Source organism: Methylocystis sp. Uni0008 (genome assembly GCF_056838045.1).
In genome coordinates, this window is record NZ_CM166370.1 from 2,378,461 (window position 1) to 2,393,394 (window position 14,934).

The 14,934-nt window shown below is 65.8% G+C and carries 12 protein-coding genes and 1 pseudogene; 7 read left to right on the forward strand and 6 right to left on the reverse strand.

What is annotated here, in order from left to right; genetic code table 11:
• Positions 1–17: 17 nt before the first annotated feature.
• Positions 18–899: a ParB/RepB/Spo0J family partition protein gene (locus tag AC0X69_RS11825; protein ID WP_482607821.1), complete on the forward strand. Its 882-nt coding sequence runs from the start codon at positions 18–20 to the stop codon at positions 897–899.
• Positions 900–970: 71 nt separating this feature from the next.
• Here AC0X69_RS11825 and AC0X69_RS11830 read toward each other — a convergent pair whose 3' ends face one another.
• Complete coding sequence (locus AC0X69_RS11830) at positions 971–1,891, reverse strand: OmpW/AlkL family protein (RefSeq protein ID WP_482607823.1); 921 nt, start codon at positions 1,889–1,891, stop codon at positions 971–973.
• A 344-nt stretch (positions 1,892–2,235) separates the two neighbouring features.
• Between AC0X69_RS11830 and purL the strand changes: the two genes are divergently transcribed.
• The 6 genes from purL (at position 2,236) to AC0X69_RS11860 (ending at position 7,855) form a co-directional block, all read left to right on the forward strand.
• Positions 2,236–4,482, forward strand: a complete 2,247-nt coding sequence (purL, locus tag AC0X69_RS11835; protein ID WP_482607825.1) for a phosphoribosylformylglycinamidine synthase subunit PurL — start codon at positions 2,236–2,238, stop codon at positions 4,480–4,482.
• Between the two features lies 1 nt (position 4,483).
• Entirely contained in the window at positions 4,484–4,714 is a 231-nt protein-coding gene (locus tag AC0X69_RS11840; RefSeq protein ID WP_482607827.1) for a BolA/IbaG family iron-sulfur metabolism protein, read from the forward strand.
• 45 nt (positions 4,715–4,759) lie between these two features.
• Positions 4,760–5,104, forward strand: coding sequence for a Grx4 family monothiol glutaredoxin (gene grxD / locus AC0X69_RS11845; protein WP_482607829.1), 345 nt, complete (start codon positions 4,760–4,762; stop codon positions 5,102–5,104).
• A gap of 243 nt (positions 5,105–5,347) precedes the next feature.
• A complete protein-coding gene (locus AC0X69_RS11850) occupies positions 5,348–5,590 on the forward strand; it encodes a hypothetical protein (RefSeq protein WP_482607831.1) in 243 nt (80 codons plus the stop codon).
• A gap of 312 nt (positions 5,591–5,902) precedes the next feature.
• Entirely contained in the window at positions 5,903–6,901 is a 999-nt protein-coding gene (gene pdxA, locus AC0X69_RS11855; RefSeq protein ID WP_482607833.1) for a 4-hydroxythreonine-4-phosphate dehydrogenase PdxA, read from the forward strand.
• Entirely contained in the window at positions 6,902–7,855 is a 954-nt protein-coding gene (locus AC0X69_RS11860) for a ribosomal RNA small subunit methyltransferase A (protein WP_482607835.1), read from the forward strand.
• Here the strand turns inward: AC0X69_RS11860 and AC0X69_RS11865 are convergent.
• The 5 genes and pseudogenes from AC0X69_RS11865 to fabF all read right to left on the reverse strand — a co-directional run bounded on the left by AC0X69_RS11865 (position 7,849) and on the right by fabF (position 14,871).
• Complete coding sequence (locus tag AC0X69_RS11865; protein WP_482607837.1) at positions 7,849–8,208, reverse strand: DUF488 domain-containing protein; 360 nt, start codon at positions 8,206–8,208, stop codon at positions 7,849–7,851. The genes AC0X69_RS11860 and AC0X69_RS11865 overlap by 7 nt on opposite strands.
• A gap of 31 nt (positions 8,209–8,239) precedes the next feature.
• Positions 8,240–8,881 (reverse strand): guanylate kinase, encoded by a 642-nt coding sequence (gene gmk / locus AC0X69_RS11870; protein WP_482607839.1) that lies wholly within the window; start codon positions 8,879–8,881, stop codon positions 8,240–8,242.
• An 83-nt stretch (positions 8,882–8,964) separates the two neighbouring features.
• Complete coding sequence (locus AC0X69_RS11875) at positions 8,965–9,852, reverse strand: YicC/YloC family endoribonuclease (protein ID WP_482607841.1); 888 nt, start codon at positions 9,850–9,852, stop codon at positions 8,965–8,967.
• Between the two features lie 743 nt (positions 9,853–10,595).
• A pseudogene (mltG, locus tag AC0X69_RS11880) lies at positions 10,596–13,448 on the reverse strand (endolytic transglycosylase MltG); the annotation flags it as partial.
• Between the two features lie 160 nt (positions 13,449–13,608).
• Positions 13,609–14,871, reverse strand: coding sequence for a beta-ketoacyl-ACP synthase II (fabF, locus tag AC0X69_RS11885; protein WP_482607842.1), 1,263 nt, complete (start codon positions 14,869–14,871; stop codon positions 13,609–13,611).
• Positions 14,872–14,934: the final 63 nt, after the last annotated feature.

Sequence of the window (14,934 nt, forward strand, 5' to 3'; positions counted from 1 at the left end):
GAAGGAGCCTTTCAAAGATGGCGGAGGAATCGCGGCGCCGGCTCGGCCGGGGACTGGCGGCGCTTCTCGGCGACGCCGGCGCGGACGCCGCTCCCGCAGAGCGGCCGCGCGGTCCGCGAAAGGCGCCCATCGAGTTTCTGCGCCCCAATCCGCGCAATCCGCGCATCTCTTTCCGCGAGGAGGATCTCGCCGAGCTGACCGCGTCGATTCGCGAGAAGGGCGTGATTCAGCCGATCGTGGTTCGCGCCATCGCGGGCGTCGCCGACGCTTATGAAATCATCGCCGGCGAGCGGCGCTGGCGCGCGGCGCAGATGGCGGGCCTCTCCGACGTGCCGGTGGTGATCCACGAAGCCGACGACAAGGAGGCGCTCGAACTCGCCATCATCGAGAATGTGCAGCGCGCCGATCTCAACGCGATCGAGGAGGCGAAGGGCTATGAGCGGCTCGGCGCCGAGTTCAATTATTCTCATGGCGAAATCGCCAAGATCGTCGGCAAGAGCCGATCCCACATCGCCAATACGATTCGTTTATTGAACCTGCCGGACGAGGCCAAGAAATTCGTCGCCGAAGGGGCCATCTCGGCCGGCCACGCCCGCGCGCTGCTTGCCGTCGCAGACCCTGGCGCGGTGGCGCGTCGCATCGTCGATGACGGAATGACGGTGCGCGACGTCGAGCGTCTAGCGCAGGAGCAGGCTGAAGATACAGGCTCTTCGAAACGAAACGTGCGTCCTGCCAAGACGTCCGCCAAGGACGCCGACGCCCGGGCGATCGAGAAGACGCTGAGCGACGCGCTCGGCCTTCGGGTCGATCTGCGTCCGAACGGCGAAAAGGGCGAAGTGCGGATCAGATACGAATCGCTCGATCAGCTCGATTCGATCCGCCGTCTTCTCAGCGAATAGATCCGACGCGCGTCCAGACGCAAAAAAACCGGCCTCTTTCGAGGCCGGCTTTTTCAGCTTGGGTATCAGACTTAGAAATTGAGCACCGGGTTGACCATGCCGGAACCGAAGCGGAAGGTCAGGCCGGCGGAAACGACCAGCGGGTTGATCTTCACAGCCGCGTTCACCGGGATATAGGTGGCGCCGAGGGCAGGTCCGATCGGCGTCGGGATCGGCGTGCGCGCGATGATCGAGGCGTGCGCGTTCGGCTCCATCATGATGTATTTCACGTCGAGGTTGATGCCCCAGCGCTCGGTGATCATGTAGTCGAAGCCGGCCTGGCCGACGACGCCCCAGGAGGGGGTGATGCTCGCCGAATAGAAGCTGGCGAGGGCGCCGGGAATGCCGCCCACCGCCGCCGCGAAGGAGCCGGGAACGGTCGTCAGACCCCAATCGTTGTTGCCCGGACGCGTTCCCCAGAAGGCGGTGAAGTTGACGCCGACGCCGAGGTAAGGCTGGAACGCGCCAAAGTTCCGGAAGTGATACTGCAGCAGCAGCGACGGCGGGAACACCCAGGTCTTCGCGAGGCTCGAGCCGGCAAGCACGCCGGTGCCCTGAATGTGATGCGGGGTGATGCAGCAGATCGCTTCGATCGCCCAGTTCCTGTTCAGATACCAGGTGGCGTCGACCATCGGAATGACCGACCAGGAGATGCTCGTGCTTGCGCCCGGAACGACCGTGCCGTAACCGCCGCTGCGCAGAGTCGCCAGCCCGAAGGAAAGCGGACCGCCGAGGCCAGCCACCACAGGATTGACGGCGCCCGCGTCATAGATCGTCGACGTTCCGTCGAGCGGAATGACGGAGCCAACCTTCAGGCGAATCTGAAACGGCTGGTAGTCGTCGATCGGCGGCGGCGGCGGCGGCGCTTTGTAATGCGGCAAGTCAGCGGCATAGGCGGCGCCGACGCTCCCGACCACGAGAGCGGCAATTGCGCCGCGAATAAAATTCTTCATCGGAACCCCCGGATTAAATTCTGCGGTCGACGGTCGACGACAAAGGCGCCGAAGTCCCTGTCACGTTGCTATAAATTTTTGGTAATGCAACTGCATCTGATGCAAATTTAGGCTGTGGCATGCTCATTCTTGGCGGCTGTGGCTCTGCGGCAACAATCCCTTGGAAATCATGTGAGATAGCCGGCGCCGCTTTGCTGCATGCGCTGCCTAGGAAAGGCCGGTAGATTTGACCTCAAGCATACGCGCGGCTTGCCGCATCAAACGGCGCGAAGTAATCCTTCCCCCGCCGCAGTGCGGCAGATTATTGGCGCCTGCCGTGGTTTTCAGCCCACATGAGAGGATAAGTGAGCGCGACTGAACCCGCCGTCACGCCGGAGCTCGCCGCCGCTCACGGCCTCAAGCCGGATGAATACGAGCGCCTCCTGAAGCTCATCGGCCACACGCCGAGCTTCACCGAACTCGGCATCTTCTCCGCGATGTGGAACGAACACTGTTCCTACAAATCCTCGCGCGTGCATTTGCGCAAGCTTCCGACGAAGGCGCCCTGGGTCATCCGCGGTCCGGGCGAGAACGCCGGCGTCATCGACATCGGCGACGGCGACGCCTGCGTCTTCAAGATGGAGAGCCATAACCACCCATCCTTCATCGAACCCTATCAGGGCGCGGCGACGGGCGTCGGCGGCATTCTGCGCGACGTGTTCACCATGGGTGCGCGGCCGATCGCCTGTCTGAACCTTCTGCGCTTCGGCCGTCCCGCGCATCCAAAAACGCGGCGGCTCGTCGCCGGCGTCGTCGCCGGCGTCGGCGGCTATGGCAACAGCTTCGGCGTGCCGACCGTCGGCGGCTCGACGGAATTCGACGCCTCTTACGACGGCAACATTCTCGTCAACGCCATGGCGGTGGGCCTCGCGCGCGCCGATTCGATTTTTTACTCGGCCGCGGCCGGCGTCGGGAACCCGATCGTCTATCTCGGCTCGAAGACCGGCCGCGACGGCATTCACGGCGCCACCATGGCGTCCGCCTCTTTCGAGGAGGACGCCGAGGAAAAGCGGCCCACCGTCCAGGTCGGCGATCCGTTCTCGGAGAAGCTGCTGCTCGAGGCCTGCCTGGAGCTGATGGCGTCGGGCGCGGTCATCGCCATTCAGGACATGGGCGCCGCCGGGCTCACCTCCTCGGCCGTGGAGATGGGCGCGAAGGGCAATCTCGGCATCGAGCTCGACCTCGACGCCGTGCCCTGCCGCGAAGAGCGCATGAGCGCCTATGAGATGATGCTCTCCGAGAGCCAGGAGCGCATGCTTATGGTTCTAAAGCCTGAACTCGAAGAGCAGGCGGAGTCGATCTTTCGTAAATGGGGGCTGGATTTCGCGATCGTCGGCAAGACGACCGACACGCTGCGCTTCGTGGTCAAGCATCAGGGCGAGGTCAAGGCCGATCTGCCAATCAAGGAATTGGGCGACGAAGCGCCGCTCTATGACCGGCCCTGGACGCCGACCCCGAAACAGCCGGCGATCGAACCGGCGTCGATCAAAGCGCCCCTGTCGAATCGCGACGCGCTGCTGCAGCTCCTCGCGACGCCGAACCTCTGCTCCAAGCGCTGGGTCTGGGAGCAGTACGATCACCTCATTCTCGGCAACAGCGTCCGGCCGCCCGGCGGCGACGCCGCCGTGGTTCGCGTAAAGGAGGGGCCGAAGGGTCTGGCGCTGACGACCGACGTCACCGCCCGCTATTGCGCCGCCGATCCTTATGAGGGCGGCAAGCAGGCGGTCGCCGAAAGCTGGCGCAACATCACCGTGCGCGGCGCGACGCCGCTGGCGCTGACCGACAATCTGAATTTCGGCAATCCGGAGCGTCCCGAATATATGGGCCAGTTCGTCGGCTGCCTGCAGGGGATCGGCGAAGCCGCGCGCGCGCTCGATTTCCCCATCGTTTCCGGCAATGTGTCGCTTTACAATGAGACGCAGGGCGCGGGCATTCTGCCGACGCCGGCGATCGGGGGCGTCGGGGTGATCGCCGACGTTTCCAAGGCGGCGCAAACCGGCTTCGCGGGCGAGGGCGATACGATCCTGCTGATCGGCGAAACCGCGGGATGGCTCGGCCAGTCGGCCTATGCGCATGATCTTTGCGGCCGCGCCGACGGCGCGCCGCCGCCGGTCGACCTCGCCGCCGAGCGCCGCAACGGCGACTTCGTGCGGGAGCTGATTCTCTCCGGGCGCGTCAGCGCGGCGCATGATCTCTCCGATGGCGGCCTCTCCGTCGCGCTCGCCGAAATGGCGCTGGCCGGCGACATCGGCGCCGAGATCAAGGAACTGCCCTCCGGCGCGCCGCACGCCGCGCTCTTTGGCGAAGACCAGTCGCGCTATCTCGTGACGGTCTCTAATGGCGCGGACGCCGCACGAATCGCCCAGCAGGGCGCCGCCGCGGGCGTGCCCGTCCAGGCGATCGGGCGAACCGGCGGCGACGCCTTGATCCTGCCGGGCGAGGCGCCGATATTGCTCACCGAGCTGCGAAAGGCGCATGAAACTCCGCTGCCGGCCTTCATGGCCGGCGAAGACAACGCGTTTTCGGGCGCTTTCCCGACACAGGTGTCATAAAATGCCCATGCCAGCCGCTGAAATCGAGCGACTCATCAAGGCCGCGATTCCCGATGCGCAAGTGGAGCTTATCGCGCTCGTCAATGACGACGATCATTGGGCGGCGACGGTCGTCTCCGAGCGCTTTCGCGGCCTCACGCGCGTCAAGCAGCATCAGATGGTCAACGCCGCCTTCGGCGACCGTCTCGGCGGCGAGCTGCATGCGTTGCAGCTGACGACGCGGGCGCCGTAAATCTTCTCACCGGCGCCTTGAACGCCGCAACAAAGGCAACTGAAAATGTCCGACGACACCAACGCCCGCATCAAAAACGAAATTGAATCGAGCGACGTCGTGCTCTTCATGAAGGGCACGCCGCAGGCCCCGCAGTGCGGCTTCTCCATGCAGGTCGTGCAGATCCTCAATCACCTCGGCGTGCCGTATAAAGCGATCAACGTGCTCGCCGATGGGGCGATCCGGGAAGGCATCAAAGCCTATTCGAACTGGCCGACGATCCCGCAGCTTTACGTGAAGAACGAATTCATCGGCGGCTGCGACATCGCCAAGGAAATGTTCCAGAGCGGCGAACTCGTCGCTTTGTTTGACAAGGAAGGCGTGCCTCACGCCCAGTCGGGCAAGGCCTAGACCCCATCGCATTCCAGCGGTTTGGTGCGCGTCGCTCCTCGAGCGGCGCGCATTTCTTTTGGCGCGGCGCGTATTTGTTTTTTCGATGGGTCGTCGCCAAGGCTGGTTTGTTGCACTGCACAACCGCCGAAGCAGGGGAGAAGCATCCTACACTTTTTTATGACAGAGAGATGAAGGATTCTGTTCTCCACAGGGGCGCAGCGAGCATCCCGCCCGTCAGCGCCTGTCGAGATGGAGCAAACGATGTCTTTCAAACTCGTCTTTGCCGCCGCGGCGCTGGGAGTCGCGCTTTCCGCCGGATCGGCCTTCGCCTATGAGCGGCACTATAATTTCGGCCAGGTTTGGGGCGACGCGGTGCGCGAACACAGGCGCGACGAAGCGCTGAGCGCAGCCCCGCGCGACGTCATGCGACACTATCCGCGCCAGCTGAGCAATGGTGGCGCACATGATCCAAGCGGCCGGATCATCCTCGAAGGCGCACAATAATCCTCAGGATCATGAAAAGCTCCGGTGGGCCGAAGCGGTCCACTGGAGCTTCTTTTTTTGGCGGACATGGCGCCGGGACACGCGCAATAAGACGCCTTACGAAAAATAAATTTTCCCTGCGGCGCGGTATAGCCAGGCGATGCTGCGCTCTTCATGACATTCGAGCGTAAGCACAGTCGGTAATTTCATAGTTTAAAGCTATGCATTGTCCGCGCCCCCCGTTTGATTTCGCAGCGCCCCTGCGACACTGTCGCTTATGACCAATCTGCGCCTGCTCTCACTCGCGCGGCTTTTACGAGGCGGTTAAGAGTCGTGACGCCCGCCCCCATCGCCCTCACGCAAGGTGATCCCTCAGGCATCGGGCCGGAGCTTGCGGTCATGGCCTATGTGGCGCGTCACTTGAACGATCTGCCGCCGTTCTTTCTGCTGAGCGATCCCGCCTTCATCGCCCGCGCTGCGGCCAATCTCGCGCTCGAAATCCAGATCGAAAACACGACGACGGCGCATGCCTGCGACGTGTTCTCACGCGCGCTGCCTGTGGTCGACACGGGCAGCAACGTCGTCAGCGGCGTTCCCGGCAGTCCTGATCCGGTCGACGCGCCGTCGACGCTGCGATCCATCGAGCAGGCGGTCGACTGCGTCGCCAGGGGCGAAGCGCGCTCTCTCGTCACCAATCCGATCACGAAGTCGATTCTGTATCAGGCAGGCTTCAAACATCCGGGGCATACCGAATTTTTGGCCGAACTCGCGCATCGCCATTATGGCGGCGACCATCGCGCGGTGATGATGCTGTGGTCGCAGGAACTCGCCGTCGTTCCGATCACGATTCATATTCCGCTCGTTGATGCGCCCAAGCGCCTGACGCGCGAGCTGATCGTCGAGACGGGCGAAATCGTCGCGCATGATCTGAAGATGCGCTTTCAGATCGAGGAGCCGCGCCTCGCCTTTTCGGGTCTCAATCCTCATGCAGGCGAAGACGGCGCGCTCGGCCGTGAGGAGATCGACATCATCGCGCCGGCGATCGCCGAATTGCGCGCGCGCGGCGTGCATGCGTCGGGCCCTTTTCCCGCCGACACGATGTTCCACGCGGCCGCGCGCGCGAAATATGACGTGGCGCTGTGTCCGACGCATGATCAGGCGCTTATTCCGATCAAGACGCTCGCCTTCGAGCGCGGGGTCAATGTCACGCTCGGCCTTCCCTTCGTGCGCACGTCGCCCGACCATGGAACGGCGTTCGACATCGCCGGCAAGGGCGTCGCCGATCCGACGAGTCTGATCGAGGCGATCAAACTTGCAGGACGCATGACGTAAGTGGCCGACGCGCTGCCGCCTTTGCGAGACGTCGTCGCCCGCTACGGGCTCGACGCGAGAAAATCGCTCGGACAGAACTTTCTGTTCGATCTCAATCTCACGGCGCGCATCGCCCGCGCCGCAGGACCCTTCGACGACACGATCGTCGTCGAGATCGGTCCAGGTCCCGGCGGCCTCACGCGCGCGCTGCTCGAGCAGGGCGCCAGCGTCATCGCGATCGAACGCGACCCGCGTTGTCTGCCGGCGCTGGAAGAAATCGCCGCGCATTATTCGGGCCGACTGACGATCGTCGAAGGCGACGCGCTCGAGATCGACGTCGCGGATCTCGCCCGCTGCGCGCCCGTCATTCCCGACGCGCGCGCAGCGGGCGATCGGGTATCCAAAGCAAATACCGATGAAGCCGTCACTCTGGATTCCCGATCAGGCCTTCGGCCTGTCGGGAAGGCCAGCCCTCATGCTGCGCGCATCTGCGCCAATCTTCCCTACAATGTCGCGACCGCCTTGCTGACGAAATGGATCGAAGCGGAGCCATGGCCCTCCGTTTTCGATCGCTATGTGCTGATGTTTCAAAAAGAGGTGGCGCTGCGCATCGTCGCGACGCCGAAAGAGCGCGCGGATTACGGCCGCCTTGCGGTGCTCTGCGGCTGGCGCACAAAGGCGCGCATCTTGTTCGACGTCTCGCCCGCGGCTTTCACGCCGCCGCCGAAAGTGACGTCGTCGGTCGTCGAGCTGACGCCCAACGCCAAGCCGCTCGACTGCGAGCCGCGCGCTTTGTCGCGCGTCACGCAAGCGGCGTTCGGACAGCGCCGCAAGATGCTGCGTCAGAGCTTGAAATCGCTCGGCGTCGACGCGCCGGCGCTGCTTGCCGCCGCCGGCATAGACGAAACCAGACGCGCGGAAGAAATCGATGTCGCGGGTTTCGTCGCTCTCGCCAATGCGTTTTCGGCTCAGTGACGCTTGCGCAGCTGATCTCGCAGCACGACGGCGTTGTTCATCGTCTCGTCGTGCGCCGCATAGAGCAGCGTGAGATGATTTTTGCGCGCCATAGCGCGTAGCGTCTTGACCTGCGCTTGCGCTTCGGGCGCGGCAAGCTCGTCGCGATAGCGCTTCTGGAATTCTTCCCAGCGCTCAGGCCGATGGCCGAACCAGCGGCGCAACGCATCGCTCGGCGCGATGTCCTTCGCCCAGAGATCGATTTCCGCTTTGTCCTTGCGCAGGCCGCGCGGCCAGAGACGGTCGACGAGCACGCGCGTTCCATCTTCCGCCTCCGCGGGCTCGTAAACGCGTTTGAGAGCGATCGCCGCCATGAGGAGGAAATAGCGCGCTTTGCGCGAAGGACTATTCGCTTAAAAGCTTGGCGACGAACTGCTCGATTTCCTTGTCGCGCCTTGGCCGCCGCTGCCTTTCGGCGCGCAGAATCGCGATCAGATCATTGAAGGCGCGCTGCAGATCGTCGTTGACGATCACATAATCGTAGTCTTTCCAGCGCGCGATTTCCTTGCGCGCATTCTCCAGACGCCGCTCGATCGCGTCGCGCGGATCTTCAGCGCGCCGCTCCAGGCGCGCCCGCAATTCGTCCATGGACGGCGGCAGAATGAAGACGGTGACCGCGTCGGCGCCCATCTTCTCGCGCACTTGCCGGGTGCCCTGATAATCGATGTCGAAGAGGCAGTCGCGGCCCTGCGCGAGAATGTCTTCGACCGGCCCACGCGGCGTGCCGTAGAAATTGCCGTGCACCTCGGCCCATTCCAGAAGTTCGCCGGCGTCGCGCATGGCGGCGAATTGGCGTTCGCGAATGAAAGTGTAATGGATGCCGTCGACTTCGCTCGAGCGTCGCGCGCGCGTCGTCACCGAGATCGACAGCGTCAGATCCAGATCGCGATCCTGCAGCAGCATCCGCGTCAGAGTCGTCTTGCCTGCGCCGGAGGGCGAGGAAAGAATGAGGACGATGCCGCGGCGGCTGGAAGGAGTGGGAGTCATGAAGCGAGTTTGTGAATGGCGATTGGCGATAGTGAGTAGTGAGTAGCGGCGCTCCTGTCCACTCACCTGCTTCTACGCGCTATTCACTCGATATTCTGAACCTGCTCTCGAAATTGCTCGACCTCGATCTTCAGCTCCAGGCCGATGGCGGTAAGTCCGGCGTCGTTCGATTTGGCGCAGAGCGTGTTGGTTTCGCGGCCAAGCTCCTGCGCGAGGAAATCCAGACGACGGCCGATCGGTCCCCCGGCCACGAGAAGTTTGGATGCGCTTTCGAGATGGGCCTTCAGCCGATCGAGTTCTTCGCGAATGTCGGCGCGCACCGCCAGCAGCGCCGCTTCCTGATGCAGTCGCGCAGGATCCAATGAATCGGCGCCTTCCAGAAGGCGGGCGAGCTGCTGTTGCAGTCGCGCGCGAATCGCTTCGGGCTGGCGCGCCGGCGCGGCGTCGGCCTGCGCCGCGAGGGTCGATATGCGATCCAGCCGCTGCAAAAGCACCGTCGCCAGCGCGTCGCCTTCGGCTTTGCGCGAGGCGATCAGCGCGTCGAGCGCTTCGTCCAGCGATTGAAGAATATGCGATTCGAGATCAGCCCTTTGGGCGTCGGAAAGCTCCGGCTCGACGAGCTCGACCACGCCGCGGATGGCGAGCAGGCCGTCGAGCGTCGCGGGTCCGACATTTGCGGGCGGGGGCGTTTCGGATAGCGCGTCGAGAAGCGCGTCGAGAGCGGCGCGGTTCAGTCGCGCGCTCTGCGCCTCGTCCTCGCGCTTTGCGACGAGATTGGCGAAGACCGCCCCGCGCGCGAGCCTCGCGGCGATTTTTTCGCGCGCCTTGATCTCCACGGAATCGAAGTCCGGCGGCGCGCGCAGCCGCAAATCGAGGCCTTTCGCGTTGACGCTCTTGAGCTCCCACGAATAACGAAAGGCGGCGACGGCGCCCTGGCTCCGGGCGAACCCCGTCATGCTGAGAATGCTCATGTGCGGCGGCGACTCCGAAAAGGCGGATCGGCGTCAGGCCGGACCCGCCGCGCCTCACTATCGCCGCGCTGGCCTTACCGCAAATCGGTCGTGGACGGGACGGTCTTGGCCGAGGTGAGATCCCAGCTCTTGTCACGCAGCGGGTCGAGCGGCGTGCCTTCCGAGGCGTCGAAGGCGCGCGGACGGAATGGCCGACCGCCTGTCGGCGCCAGGGCCGTGGCGCCGGCCGGCGGCGGCGCGTCCTGGAGTCCCCGTTCGCCGAGCGCCTCCCCCGGAAGCTCGTCGGAGGCGGCGGCAAGGCCAAGGCGCGCGGCGCGGGCCTTGAGTTCCGCGCGCTGCGCCGGCGACACCGGATAGGACGCGATGTCGCGGCCCTCGACCTGCTGTGCGTCCGGACCGCGCGCCACCGTCGTCATGTCCGGATTGAGTCGCTCTTCCTCCTCCACCTCGGGCGGCGGCTGACGGCTGGCGAAGACGGTCGGGTCGAACAACGCTTGCGCCGGCAGTTGCGCCGACTGTTCGGTAAAGAAGGGTCGGGCGCGCCTGAGGGCGGCGAACTCGCGCGCATAAGCCTGCGTGCGGTCGCCATGGCCGCCGAGCAAAAAATCAGATTCGGCGAAGGCGAATTTGCCGAGCCGGTGCGTCGGTCCATCGTCGGGCGCCATGGCGCGGCTCGGCGGATAATCCTCGTGACTCTGGGCCATCGTAACGAGACGGCCAATGGGAGCCTGCGTTCGTTTCTCGGGCTTGGGCGCGGCGGGCGCGGGGACCCCCGGCGTGGCGCGATCGACCGCGCCATCGGTCTTTTCCTTCTCCAGCCGCCGCCAGTTCTGGACGTTGCGCGAATGCTGGTCGAGCGATTCGGAGAAGACGTGCCCGCCCGTGCCGTCGGCGACGAAATAGAGATCGCGCGTCGGCGCCGGATGCGCGGCGGCTTCGAGCGCCGCGCGGCCGGGATTGGCGATCGGCCCCGGCGGCAGCCCGTCGATGGCGTAGGTGTTGTAGGGCGTCCACTTCTCGATCTCGGCGCGCATGATCGGCCGGCCGAGCGTCGCCTTGCCGCCGACGAGGCCGTAGATGATCGTCGGATCCGACTGAAGGCGCATGCCCTTGCGCAGCCGGTTGACGAATACGGCGGCGACGCGCGGCCGCTCTTCGACCTTGCCGGTCTCCTTTTCGACGATCGACGCCAGCGTCACCAATTCGTAAGGCGTGCGAAGCGGCAGCTCCGGCGAGCGCTTGGCCCAGATCGCGTCGAGCGCCTTGCGCTGATCCTCCTGCATCTTGGCGAGGAGTCGCGCGCGAGGGTAGCCGCGGGGGAATTTATAGGTCTCCGGCAGCAGAGCGCCTTCCTTGGGAAGATCGACGACGTCGCCCACGAGAAGCTCGGCTTCCTTCAGCTTCTGCACGACCTGTTCCGACGTCAGACCTTCCGGGATGGTCACGCTGTGCATGATCTGCCGGCCGGAGGCGATCTGTTCGATCACGTCGCGCAGGCTCATGTGTTTCTTGAAGCCATATTCGCCCGGCTTCATCTTGCCGAGCTTGCCTTCGAGAACCAGCCCCAGCTGCATGAGCGTCGAACTGGAAATGACGCCTTCGCGCTCGAGCTGAGAGATGATCTCGATCAAGTCGCTGCGCGGCGGAATATAGACGACCTTGTCGGCGGCGAGCGGGCCGGGAGCCTTCAGCTTGTGCAGGACGGCGATAACGCCGAAGACCCCCGCGACGAGCGCGACCAGCACAAAGCTCAGGAACCCACTCGCCATGGAGAGCGTGCCCTCGCGGCGCTTTCGCTTCTTCGGCGGCGGGGCGGCGGCGCGGGGCGGCGCCTGCTCGGCGTTTTGCTGAGGGGTGCGGCGCCGGAAGATGCCGGATCGCGCCGCGGGAGCCTCGGGCTTTGCCGCCGAAGGCTGGCCGGCGGGTCCAAGCGCCGGGGCTTCGCCCCTCGCGGGCGGAGTCGGCGCCGTCCGAGGCGCTGAAAGAGGCGGCGATGTTGGCGTAACCGGCGGCGGCGGCGCGGGTGCGGCGTGTTCGCGCGAAGGCGCGGCGAAGGTCTTCGGCGCCTCCGCTGGCGCAGCCCGCGCCGGTGCGGGCGGCGTGCTGGCGGGCGGCGCGACGGGCGCCACAGGCGTGTTTGCAGCCCATTCCATCCGTGGAATCGGAGCCGGGGGGGCAGGAGCGGGGACTGGCGGTGCGGGTTGCGCGGCCGCAGGCGCTGAAACTTGGGACGGGGTTGGCGCCGAAGACGTCAGAGGCTCGGAAATAGGCGCTTCGACTCTCGCGGCCGCTAGCGGAGCAGCCGCGGCCGTCGGCGCAGGCGCCACCGGCGTGTTTGCAGCCCATTCCATCCGTGGAATCGGAGGCGGGGGCGGAGTGGCGACTGCCGTCGAAGGTTGCGCCGGCGCCTGCGCTGGAACTTCCGACGCAGGTGGGGCCGAAGACTTCAGAGGCTCGGAAACAGGCGCTTCGACTCTCGCGGCCGCTGGCGGCGCCGCTGGGGCCGTCGGCGCGGGCGCCTCGGCGACGGGCGCCAGGACCGGCGCTGGAGCGGGTCTCGGAAGATCAGGTGCAGACGCAACGGACGGTTTTGGCCCTTCGGGCGCGGGCGGTTCAACTCTCGCGGCAGGTGACGCGATGATCACAGGCGCCGGCGGGACCGGCGCTGCGGCGGGCGGAGCGGAGAGCGCTGGCGCGGGCCTCGGGATGTCAGCAGCCGTCGCCGCGGGAGCGACCGGCTGCACGACTGGCGGGCGTTCGAGCGGGCGCGGCGGCTCAGGCGCAGGCGCTGGCGGCGTAGCGACGGGTTTAGCCGGCGCAGGCTTCGCGATGTAGGCAAGCGCGGCGGCGGGGGTTATCGGCTGTTCGGGCGGCGCCGCGACCTTCGGGGCGGGCGCGGGCGCAGTCGCCGGCGGAGGCGCGACGCTTACCGGCGCGGCCGCAGGGCTCGGCTTTGGAATTTCGGCGGCCGACGGGGCGGCCGGCTTCGGCGGCTCGGGCGGAGGCGCCGCGACGCTGGCCGCAATTGGCGGCGCGCTTTCGGGCGCGTGCGAAAGCGGAGCGGGAGCTGCGGCCGGCGCTGTGACAGGCCTTGGAGCCTCGCCTGGCGAGGGAGCGACTGGCGCTTCTTCGGTCTTCGTAGGAATGATTGGCGCAGGCGCAGGCGCAGAGGCACCGGCGACAGGCTCATTGACCGCCGTCGCGATCCGCTCCTGGACCGGCGCGGGAGCAGGCTGCGAAACCTCCGGGGCCGGCGGAGCGGCCGGCTTCGGCGGCTCGGCCGGAGGCGCCGCGACGCTGGCCGCAATCGGCGGCGCGCCTGCAGGCGCAGGCGTGGACGAAACCGCGATGGGCGTTGGAGCTGGCGCTGGCGCGGGCTCTGGAGCAGAGACGGGCGCGACAGGCTCCTGGACTGGCGCCGGAGCAGGCGGCGCGACTTGTTTCGGCGGCTCGGCGGCGCTCGTCGTCGATTCGACGGTCGTCGGAGGCTCCGGCGGCGCGACCGCTTCAGCCTTCACCGGCGCCGGATCGGCCGCGGGCGCAGCCGCAGCGTCGGTTTGCTTTTCGGGCGCGCCTTTTTCGTCCGCTTCGCTCATCGCAACACGCCCATCAAAGTCGAAGAACTCGCGCAGTCCGATTATCGCCGAGCACTTACACTATGCTTTATTGTGGCGAATTCAGGAACGCGCCGCTTCGGTGAGCAGGTCGCATGCGTGCCGAGAGGCGCGGCTCGATCGAGCTGACGCGCCTCAAAGATCAGGACGCGCGTCGAAACAACAGCGAAGCGTTGGTGCCGCCGAAGCCGAAGGAGTTCGACAGAGCAATGTTGATTTCCTTCTCGCGCGCCTTGTGGGGCACGAGATCGATCGCCGTTTCGACCGAAGGATTGTCCAGATTGCGCGTCGGCGGCGCGACATTCGCCTGCATCGCGAGGATCGAATAAATCGCCTCGACGGCGCCGGCGGCGCCGAGCAGATGGCCGATCGCCGACTTGGTCGACGACATGGCGAGCTTCGGTTCGACGTTGCCGAGGAGTCGCTCGACCGCCTTGAGTTCGATCTCGTCCCCGAGCGGCGTCGACGTGCCGTGCGCGTTCACGTAATCGATGTCGGTCACGGAAACGCCGGCGCGCTTCAGCGCCGCCTTCATGCAGCGATAGGCGCCGTCGCCGTCCGGGGTCGGCGCGGTGATGTGAAAGGCGTCGCCCGACATGCCGTAGCCGATGAGTTCGGCGTAGATCTTCGCGCCGCGCGCCTTGGCGTGCTCATATTCCTCGAGCACGACGCATCCGGCGCCTTCGCCGAGCACGAAGCCGTCGCGGTCCTTGTCGTAAGGCCGCGAGGCGGCCGTGGGACGATCGTTGAAGCCGGTGGAGAGCGCGCGGCAGGCGGCGAAGCCGGCGACGCCAATGCGATTGACCGGCGATTCGGCGCCGCCCGCGACCATCACGTCGGCGTCGCCCATGGCGATGATGCGCCCGGCGTCGCCGATGGCGTGGGTGCCGGTGGCGCAGGCCGTGACCACCGCGGAATTCGGTCCCTTCAGGCCATGCATGATCGACACATAGCCGCCAGCGAGATTGATGATTCGGCCCGAGACGAAGAAGGGCGACACGCGCCGCGGTCCCTTCTCTCGCAGCGTGACGGAGGTCTCGTAAATGCCGCCGAGTCCGCCGATGCCGGAGCCGATCAGAACGCCAGTCGATTCCTGCTTCTCGGGCGTATCGGCCACCCATCCGGCGTCATTCAGCGCCTGAGTCGCCGCGCTCGCGCCGTAGATGATGAAATCATCGACCTTGCGCTGCTCTTTGGGATCGAACCAGTCGTCGGGATTGAATGTGCCGTTCTGGCCGTCGCCCCGCGGCACGACCGCGGCGATCTGACAAGCGAGGTCCGAGACCTCGAACGTGTCGATACGCTTGAAGCCGCATTCCCCGGCGACGAGACGGCGCCAGTTCGTCTCCAGGCCGCAGCCCAAAGGAGATACGACGCCAAGACCGGTGACGACCACCCTGCGCATGGCTCTACTCTCGAACTCTTATTGTTGTCGGAAAAGGCGACGCCGGCGAAGCCTCTTAAGAGA